The sequence below is a fragment of the Treponema sp. R6D11 genome, assembly GCF_054786075.1.
The window spans coordinates 1-502 of record NZ_BDHD01000814.1; the positions used below are offsets into that span (position 1 = coordinate 1).

Annotated in this window: 1 pseudogene; it reads right to left on the reverse strand. The window is 39.4% G+C overall.

Features of this window, described 5'->3' with window-relative positions:
* Positions 1–13: 13 nt before the first annotated feature.
* Positions 14–307: pseudogene (locus ACYVTD_RS16275) on the reverse strand (phosphoribosyltransferase); the annotation flags it as partial.
* Positions 308–502: the final 195 nt, after the last annotated feature.

Consider the following 502-nt stretch of genomic DNA (forward strand, 5'->3'; position numbering starts at 1 on the left):
AAGTATCGCTTGCTTACTTTAAATATGGATCAAGGGAATAATAATTTTCTTCCAGCTCTTTTTCGGGTAACCCCATAAGCTCGTGGCTCATATAATGAATCCAGTAAACGTCATGGTGAACGGACACGTCATGCTTTCTGCACCAATAATCTGGTTGAATAGGGTACTGTTCCTTTTTGTCGTAAAAATGCTTGTAGTCGTGAACCGCAATTTTTAAATCGTTTCGCGGGATTCCCATATCCAAAATAATCTGGGCAAGATGATTAATCGTTCTGCCAGAGTCAAAAATATCGTCTACTAACAGCACTTTCTCTCCAATGTAAAATCATCTATCATAAGGGCCGACGTTCAAGGTTCCGATCATTGCCCGATTGAAATAGAGTTGGATATATGAGAATAAAGTATAACGCGCCTACGGTATTAACCTTCACATTGTTATGCGCTCTGGTGCTTTTGCTTTCGTACACGTTTTTTCCAAATCTTATAAGGGACTGGTTTTTGG